At 69.3% G+C, this 5,900-nt stretch carries 7 protein-coding genes and 1 pseudogene; 5 read left to right on the top strand and 3 right to left on the bottom strand.

What is annotated here, in order from left to right; genetic code table 11:
* A pseudogene (locus JWP83_RS31030) lies at positions 1–432 on the bottom strand (hypothetical protein); the annotation flags it as partial.
* A 101-nt stretch (positions 433–533) separates the two neighbouring features.
* Between JWP83_RS31030 and JWP83_RS31025 the strand changes: the two are divergent.
* Positions 534–2,291 carry a proline--tRNA ligase gene (locus tag JWP83_RS31025; RefSeq protein WP_297739428.1) on the top strand — a complete coding sequence of 586 codons (1,758 nt, stop codon included), beginning with the start codon at positions 534–536 and terminating at the stop codon, positions 2,289–2,291.
* A gap of 6 nt (positions 2,292–2,297) precedes the next feature.
* Here the strand turns inward: JWP83_RS31025 and JWP83_RS31020 are convergent, their stop codons facing one another.
* Complete coding sequence (locus JWP83_RS31020) at positions 2,298–2,744, bottom strand: ferritin-like domain-containing protein (protein WP_297739425.1); 447 nt, start codon at positions 2,742–2,744, stop codon at positions 2,298–2,300.
* A gap of 13 nt (positions 2,745–2,757) precedes the next feature.
* A complete protein-coding gene (locus JWP83_RS31015) occupies positions 2,758–3,291 on the bottom strand; it encodes a twin-arginine translocation signal domain-containing protein (protein ID WP_297739422.1) in 534 nt (177 codons plus the stop codon).
* A gap of 219 nt (positions 3,292–3,510) precedes the next feature.
* Here JWP83_RS31015 and rimP point away from each other — a divergent pair, with 219 nt between their 5' ends.
* The 4 genes from rimP to JWP83_RS30995 all read left to right on the top strand — a co-directional run.
* On the top strand, positions 3,511–4,050 hold the full coding sequence (rimP, locus tag JWP83_RS31010; protein WP_297739419.1) for a ribosome maturation factor RimP: 540 nt from the start codon (positions 3,511–3,513) through the stop codon (positions 4,048–4,050).
* Positions 4,047–5,090 (top strand): transcription termination factor NusA, encoded by a 1,044-nt coding sequence (gene nusA, locus JWP83_RS31005; protein ID WP_297739415.1) that lies wholly within the window; start codon positions 4,047–4,049, stop codon positions 5,088–5,090. Before rimP ends, nusA begins: the two co-directional genes overlap by 4 nt.
* Before the next feature lie 88 nt (positions 5,091–5,178).
* Complete coding sequence (locus JWP83_RS31000) at positions 5,179–5,550, top strand: YlxR family protein (RefSeq protein ID WP_297739431.1); 372 nt, start codon at positions 5,179–5,181, stop codon at positions 5,548–5,550.
* 74 nt (positions 5,551–5,624) lie between these two features.
* On the top strand, positions 5,625–5,900 hold a 276-nt coding region (locus JWP83_RS30995; RefSeq protein ID WP_297739412.1), incomplete at its 3' end, for a translation initiation factor IF-2 N-terminal domain-containing protein.

The raw sequence follows: 5,900 nt of genomic DNA, 5'->3' as shown, positions 1-5,900 counted from the left end.
CCCGCCCGGCGCGGCGGGAGCCCGGGGCGACACGGCCACGGGCTCGCTCGGTCGGGCCGGCGTTCCCAACCGGCCCCACCCCGCCAGCACGCCGGCGGCGACCACGACCCCCGCCACTCCAGCGGCGGGTCGTTGAGTTGCCAGCGCGATCGCGCCTATCAGCAGAAACGACTGGACGGCCAGTCCCGGCACACCCAACGTCCGTCGGCCCTGGAGCAGTCGCATCGCGTGCCGGCCCACCAGCGCCGCCGCCCCCAGCAAGGCCACCGTCAGCAATCCGGCGCCGCGACCGGGGTGCTCACGACCGAATCCCGCGACAACCGTTGCGGCGCAGAGGATTCCGATCAGTTCGATCGAATACAGGGCGGTCAAGGCCGCCAGGACGGGACCGCTCCGTTCACCGGAGCCGGTGCCCGTCACGGACGTGCCCATGCGCGGCAACGTATCGCGCGCGGCTGAGGAGAGCCTGAGTTCCCGCGCGCAAATGGCGACGATTTTCGGCAGGCGGGCGGCACTGGCTAGGCTTGCCCGCTGTGATCACCCGGATGTCCGAGCTGTTCCTGCGCACCCTGCGGGACGACCCCGCCGACGCCGAAGTGCCCAGCCACAAACTACTCATCCGGGCCGGCTACATTCGGCCCGTCGCGCCCGGGCTGTACAGCTGGCTGCCCCTCGGGTTGCGGGTGCTGCGCAAGATCGAACGGATCGTCCGCGACGAGATGAACGCGATCGGCGGGCAGGAGATCCTGTTCCCCGCCCTGCTGCCACGCGCGCCGTACGAGACGACGAACCGGTGGACCGAATACGGCGACGGGGTGTTTCGGCTTCAGGACCGCCGCGGCAACGACTACCTGCTGGGCCCGACGCACGAAGAGCTCTTCGCGCTGACCGTCAAGGGCGAATACAGCTCCTACAAGGACTTTCCGCTGCTGCTGTTCCAAATCCAGAACAAGTACCGCGACGAGGCGCGGCCGCGGGCCGGCATCCTGCGCGTCCGCGAGTTCCTGATGAAGGACTCCTACTCGTTCGACATCGACGACGCCGGGCTCAAGGCCGCCTACCACGCGCACCGCGAGGCCTATCAGCGCATCTTCGAGCGGCTGCAGGTGCGCTACGTCATCGTGTCCGCGGTGTCGGGAGCGATGGGCGGCAGCGCGTCCGAGGAGTTTTTGGCCGAGAGCCCGGTCGGTGAGGACACCTTCGTGCGGTGCCTGGAGTCCGGGTACGCCGCCAATGTCGAGGCGGTCGTCACCGCCCGGCCCGAAGCGCCGCCCGCGGAGGTCGTGGCCGGGCTGCCCGAGGCGGTGGTCTACGACACCGGCGACACCCCGACGATCGCCACCCTGGTGGACTGGGCCAACACGGCCGACCTGGGCCGCAGCGTCACCGCGGCCGACACCTTGAAGAACGTCCTGCTCAAGGTCCGCCGGCCGGGCGGGGAGTGGGAGCTGCTGGCCATCGGGGTGCCCGGCGACCGCGAGGTCGACGACAAGAGGCTGGGCGCGGCGCTGGAACCGGCCGACTACGCATTGCTCGACGACGCCGATTTCGCCAAGTACCCGTTCCTGGTGAAAGGTTACATCGGGCCGAAGGCGTTGCGCGACAACGGTGTTCGTTACCTCGTCGACCCGCGGGTGGTGGACGGCACCAGCTGGATCACCGGGGCCGATGAGCCCGGCCGGCATGTCGTCGGGCTGGTGGCCGGCCGCGACTTCACGGCCGACGGCACCATCGAGGCCGCCGAGGTGCGCGACGGCGACCCGTCCCCGGACGGGGCGGGCCCGCTGGTGTCGGCGCGCGGCATCGAGATCGGGCACATCTTTCAGCTGGGCCGCAAGTACACCGATGCCTTCACCGTCGACGTGCTCGGCGAGGACGGCAAGCCGGTGCGGCTGACCATGGGCTCCTACGGCCTCGGGGTGTCGCGGATGGTGGCCGTCATCGCCGAGCAGCACCACGACGAGCTGGGCCTGCGCTGGCCGTCTGCGGTCGCTCCGTTCGACGTTCACCTGGTCATCGCCAACAAGGACGACCAGGCCCGCGCCGGGGCGATGACGCTGGCCGCCGACCTGGATCGGTTGGGTGTCGAGGTGCTGCTCGACGACCGGCAGGCGTCGCCCGGGGTGAAGTTCAAGGACGCCGAGCTGCTGGGCGTGCCGCGCATCGTCGTGGTGGGGCGGGGCTGGGCGGACGGCGTGGTCGAGCTGCGGGATCGCTTCGGCGGGCAGACCCGCGAGGTGGCGGTGGGCGCCACGTTGGCCACCGACATCGCGGCGAGCCTGAACGGGTAGCGCGGGCTACTCGTTGCCGCCCGGGAAGCTCGTCGTGATGGGCCAGGCGCCCAGCACCCGGCTCCACCTGGCGGCCATGACCGTGCTTTGCGTCAGGGCCGTCGAGGCGAACGCACGGTCATCCGCCGTCTCCGCGTGCTCGATGACCGCGCGCCACGCCGTCGCGCCGTCGTTCTCCATCCGCGCCGCCAGCCGCGCCGCGTCCGCCGCGCTGCCCACCAGCATGGGCAACTGGTAGCCGGCGGCGGCGACCGGCGCGGTGACCTTGCGGGCGGCCAGCATCGCGATGACGTCGTCGCGACGCTGGCGGTGCTGGTCCAGGGCCTCCACCACCATGCCGTTGACGCTGGGCGGTGACAGGGCCGACACGATCCCGTAGCCGTAGATGGTCGAGTGCTCGATGGCCAGCGCGTCGCACAGCGCCGCGTTGTCGGCGTCTTTTCCTGATGTCATATCGAGCCCGATGTCATATCGACGGCCCCCCGGGCACCAGCGCCACCGTGTAGGACGCCGTGCAGGAAGCGGCGATGGACGCCAGCAGCCCGGCTCGGTAGCCCGACGCGGTCGTCACCAGGCGGCTGGCGCTCTCCGCGGATGCGCGCAGCGAATTGATCACGTCGGACACCGGGGGCGGCGGCGGTGGCGGGCCCGCCGGCTCGGCGGGGCTCGGGCTGGGGCTCGTCGTCTCGCTCGATGACGAGGTGAGCTTGCCGGCGGCCCGGGAAATCTCCGTGGACAGCGCGCGGGCGTGCGCGGCGCGCTGGGTGGCGACCACGGTCAGCGCGGCCGCGATCTGGGGCGCCGTACCGACGGCCGTGGCTGCGGCACCGGCCAGCGCGCTGTCTTTGCGGGCCTGGTCCAGCGGCCCCAACAGGTTCTCGACGGAGGGCGGCTTGGGCGGGGACTGGCCGCAGGCGGAGGCGACCACCCCGAGCGCGGCAAGGGCCGCGGCGCCGGCGAGCACACCGCGCCTGCTGGTGACGGGTAGTGCGCTAGACACAGCAACATCCTGCCATTTGCGCGAAGGTGGGCGCAGGCCCGAGGACCTTGACCACGCCGCGATCACGCCGTCATCCCGTGATTCCTGGCGTATCGTAGATAGCTGACTCTGACGGAGCGGCAGGGATTGCGTTCCGCCAGGAGACCGGAAACCGCCCGGAAGTCACCTGGGTGGTGACATCCGCCTGGTGACCGGACAACTCAAGATGAGGAGCTCGCCGTGACCACCGGGCTACCTTCGCAGACGCAGGTGATCGAGCTAATCGGCGGAGAATTCGCGCGCGCCGGTTACGAAATCGAAGACGTGGTCATCGACACCCACACGCGCCCGGCGCGGATCACCGTGATCGCCGACGGCGACGACCCCCTCGACCTCGACACGATAGCCACCCTGTCCCGTTCGGTTTCGGCTTTGCTGGACGGCCTGGACGACGTCCGCGACCGCTACGTGCTGGAGGTCAGTTCCCCGGGCGTGGACCGCCCGTTGACCAGCGAGAAGCACTTCCGCCGCGCCCGTGGCCGCAAGGTCGAGATCGCGTTGTCGGACGGATCGCAGCTCACCGGCCGTGTCGGCGAGACCCGCGATCACACGATCGCGCTGGTCGTTCGCGCAGGCCGGGACTGGTCGGTACGCGAGATCCCCCTCGCCGAAATCGTGAAAGCCGTTGTGCAAGTTGAGTTTTCGCCGCCAGCCCAGGCGGAGCTGGAATTGGCGGGGGCGATCAAGGGTCGGGCCGACAGGACGGAGGCCGGAGCATGAACATCGACATGGCCGCGCTACATGCGATCGAGGTGGATCGGGGCATCTCGGTCAACGAACTGCTCGAGACGATCAAATCCGCGCTGCTCACCGCCTACCGGCACACCCAGGGTCATCAGATGGACGCCCGCATCGAGATCGACCGCAAGACCGGCGTCGTATGCGTGATGGCCCGCGAGACCGACGAGGACGGCAACGTCATCAGCGAATGGGACGACACCCCCGAGGGTTTCGGACGCATCGCCGCGACGACCGCACGCCAGGTGATGCTGCAGCGATTCCGGGACGCCGAAAATGAGCGCACCTACGGCGAGTTCTCCACCCGCGAAGGGGAGATCGTCGCGGGGGTGATCCAGCGTGACAACCGGGCCAACGCCCGTGGGCTGGTCGTGGTGCGGATGGGCAGCGAGACCAAGGCGTCCGAGGGCGTGATCCCGGCCGCCGAACAGGTTCCCGGTGAGAGCTACGAGCACGGCAACCGGGTTCGGTGCTACGTCGTCGGCGTGACGCGTGGGTCCCGTGAGCCGCTGATCACGCTGTCCCGCACCCACCCCAACCTGGTCCGCAAGCTTTTCTCGCTCGAAGTCCCCGAAATCGCCGACGGGTCGGTGGAGATCGTGGCGGTGGCCCGCGAGGCGGGGCATCGCTCCAAGATCGCCGTGCGGTCGAACGTCCCCGGCCTGAACGCCAAAGGTGCCTGCATCGGCCCGATGGGGCAGCGGGTCCGCAACGTGATGAGCGAGCTCTCCGGGGAGAAGATCGACATCATCGACTACGACGAGGACCCGGCCCGCTTCGTCGCCAACGCCCTGTCGCCGGCGAAGGTGGTCTCCGTGTCGGTCATCGACGAGTCCGCCCGGGCCGCCCGCGTGGTGGTGCCGGACTTCCAATTGTCGCTGGCCATCGGCAAGGAGGGCCAGAACGCCCGGTTGGCCGCCCGACTCACCGGATGGCGCATCGACATTCGCGGGGATGCGCCGGGGCACACTGAGCACCAGGCCGAACACGGCGCCACGCACCCGGTGGCGCACGACCGCTAGCTAACCGAACGTCGGGGCCTGCCGTCGGGGTGCCCCGGCGCAGCTTCGGGTGGTTCTGACCTCCGGTCAGGGGGCGCTAGACTATGCCGTGATCCAGCGCGAATTTTCGGCCCCCGAAACCAATCGGGCGCACAGAAGCACTGATGGACCGGTGCGGACGTGCGTAGGGTGCCGAAGGCGAGAGCTGGCCGCCGAACTGCTTCGAGTGGTGGCTGTGTCGACGGGGAACGGCGAATATGCCGTGATCGTTGACGACAGGAGTAGCCTGCCGGGGCGGGGTGCATGGCTGCATCCCGTGCCACAGTGCGTGCAACAGGCGATTCGGCGGCGGGCTTTCACCAAAGCGTTGCGCATCACCGCTCCACTGGACACATCCGCGGTGGTCGAGCACCTAGAGTCTCTAGAGGTGCCCGATCGTCCGGCAACAGAAGAGGCAGCAAAGAACATGAGCACACCGTGAAGTCCCGATGACAATGCGTCATAGCTAAACCCGAGGCGCGGCCCGCTGCTGTCGCCTCATAGACAGGAGATGTAGTGGCAGGTAAGGCCCGCGTACACGAGTTGGCTAAGGAACTCGGTGTTACCAGTAAGGAAGTTCTCGCCCGGCTGAATGAACAGGGCGAATTCGTCAAATCCGCATCGTCGACGGTGGAGGCGCCGGTGGCTCGCCGGCTGCGCGAGTCGTTCGGGGGCAGCAAGCCGGCCGCCACCAAGGCACCGGCCAGGGGTCCCGACAAGGCCCTCGACAAGGCCCTCGACAAGGCGATCAGCAAGCCCGCCGGGAACGGCGAAGCGCCGGCCAAGCCCGCC

The organism is Mycobacterium sp. (assembly GCF_025965855.1).
Lineage (GTDB): Bacteria > Actinomycetota > Actinomycetes > Mycobacteriales > Mycobacteriaceae > Mycobacterium.
Note: the sequence above shows the minus strand (reverse complement) of the source record. Positions and strands in the feature narration are given on the sequence as shown.